The following is a 2,870-nucleotide window of genomic DNA, read 5'->3' as shown; positions in this document are numbered from 1 at the left end:
TATTTGTGGCTGTTTCGGATAATGGTACAGGCAATAGAATAATGACCAGCCCAGATGGCATTACTTGGACCATCCGAAGCTCGGCAGCTGATAATGGATGGGTTTCCGTATGCTACGGCAATGGTTTATTTGTGGCTGTGGCATATACAGGCACAGGAAATAGAGTAATGACCAGCCCCGATGGGATTACCTGGACAAGCCGAACCTCGGCAGCAGATAATAATTGGTATTCCGTATGCTACGGCAATGGTTTATTTGTGGCTGTGTCGTTTACTGGCACAGGCAATAGAGTCATGACGAGCCCTGATGGGATTACCTGGACAACCCGAACTTCGGTAGTAGATAATCAATGGCGTTCTGTGACCTACGGCAATGGTTTATTTGTGGCCGTTTCTAATACTGGCACAGGTAATAGAGTAATGAGCAGCTCCGATGGGATCACATGGACCATCCGAACCTCGGCAGCAGATATTAATTGGTGGTCCGTAACTTATGGCAATGGTTTGTTTGTGGCTGTTTCGCTTAATGGCACAGGCAATAGAGTAATGACCAGCCCCGATGGGATTACTTGGACAAGCCGAACCTCGGCAGCAGATAATCAATGGACTTCCGTCACTTACGGCAATGGTTTATTTGTGGCTGTTTCTAATACTGGCACAGGCAATAGAGTAATGACCAGCACCCAACTAGTAACGCCAACATTCACAGCTAGAGCACCAATTTGTTCAGGAGCGAGTTTGTCAGCATTGCCAATAACATCGAATAATGGTATCACAGGAACCTGGTCGCCAGCATTGAACAATACGCTAACAACGACGTATACCTTTACGCCAACAGCGGGTCAATGTGCGACAACTGCAACGTTAATGATTACGGTTAATCCCAATATAACGCCAACATTCACGGCAGTTGCACCAATTTGTTCAGGAGCGAGTTTGTCAGCGTTGCCAATAACATCGAATAATGGAATAACAGGAACCTGGTCGCCAGCATTAAATAATACCGCAACAACGACGTATACCTTTACACCAACAGCGGGTCAATGTGCAACGACTGCAACATTGACGATTACGGTTAATCCAAATATAACGCCAACATTCACGGCAGTTGCACCAATTTGTTCAGGAGCGAGTTTGGCAGCATTTTTGGCAGCATTGCCAATAACATCGAATAATGGCATAACAGGAACCTGGTCGCCAGCATTGAACAATACACAAACTACAACCTACACATTTACTCCAGATGCCGGACAATGTGCTTTAACTACTTCTCTAACAATCCAAGTAAATCAAGTTAATGCTATACCCCCCCCACCAACTGCAATTGCAACTCAAGTTTATACTGGTTCGGGTACAATTGCCAATTTAGCTGCGACTGGTTCAACGATCCAATGGTACAGTGCCGCAACGGCAGGAACAGTATTGCCAGCAACGACGAGTTTGGTTGATGGAGCCATTTATTATGCATCGCAAACTGTTTCTGTCTGCGAAAGTACAAGATCAGCAGTAAGGGTTAAAAAAATTAGCGAAGCAACCCAAACATTTTGCGCAGGAGCAACAGTAGCCAATTTAGTAAGCACCCCAAGTGCTGGCTCAACTGCCAAGTGGTTTACAGCCCCTTCTGGAGGCAATCCATTGGTAACTACCGCCTCACTTAGTACAGCGACTTATTATGTAGAACAAAGTAATTCGTTAACTATTGCCACTCTTGGCACTGGGTTTAATAATCCTCGAGGCGTTGCCGTGCAAGCCGATGGAAGAATTCTGGTAGCAGATTTATTACATATTGCCATTGCAAGCTTATATCCAGTTTATCCCAATAACTTATACAATTTTTCTATTTTAGGTGTAGGTGGGTTTTCTTATCCTTCTTCTTATCCTTCTGGCGTTGCCGTGCAAGCCGATGGAAGAATTCTGGTAGCAGATTTTGGTAACAATGCCATTAAACGCATGAATGCCGATGGCTCAGGCATTGTTACTCTTGGCTCTGGGTTTAATGGTCCTATGGGCGTTGCCGTGCAAGCCGATGGTAAAATTCTGGTAGCAGATACAGGCAATAATGCCATTAAACGCATGAATGCCGATGGTACAGGCATTGCCACTCTTGGCTATGGGTTTAATTTTCCTCATAGCGTTGCCGTGCAAGCCGATGGAATAATTCTGGTAGTAGATACAGGTAATAATGCCATTAGACGCATGAATGCCGATGGTACAGTTTATGGTACTCTTGGCTATGGGTTTAATAATCCTCATAGCGTTGCCGTGCAAGCCGATGGAAGAATTCTGGTAGCAGATACTTTTAATAATGCCATTAAACGCATGAATGCCGATGGCTTTGGTGTTGTTACTCTTGGCTCTGGGTTTTATCATCCTTATGGCGTTGCCGTGCAAGCCGATGGTACAATTCTGGTCGCAGATACAGGTAATAATGCCATTAAACGCATTACAGATGCTGCTTTATCAAATAGAGTTGCGGTAAGTGTAACAGTCAATCCAAATGTAACGCCAACGTTTACGGCAGTTGCACCAATATGTTCAGGAGCGAGTTTGTCAGCATTGCCAATAACATCGAATAATGGAATAACAGGAACCTGGTCGCCAGCGTTGAATAATACCGCAACAACGACGTATACCTTTACGCCGACAGCGGGACAATGTGCCACGACTGCAACATTGACGATTACGGTTAATCCAAATATAACGCCTTCAGTAACTATTGCAGCTAATCCGGGCAATAGCATTACAACGGGTACTGCTGTAACTTTTACCGCTACACCCACCAATGGGGGCAGCGCACCTGCTTATCAATGGAAAAAAAATAACAACAATGTGGGCACTAATAGTGTTACCTACACGGATGCAGCTTTAGAA

Annotated in this window: 1 pseudogene; it reads left to right on the top strand. The window is 44.8% G+C overall.

Annotated elements, in window-relative coordinates:
- Window positions 1-2,870: pseudogene (locus tag ACIQ2L_RS14715) on the top strand (hypothetical protein); the annotation flags it as partial.

Source organism: Flavobacterium sp. (genome assembly GCF_044369455.1).
GTDB lineage: Bacteria > Bacteroidota > Bacteroidia > Flavobacteriales > Flavobacteriaceae > Flavobacterium.
Note: the sequence above shows the minus strand (reverse complement) of the source record. Positions and strands in the feature narration are given on the sequence as shown.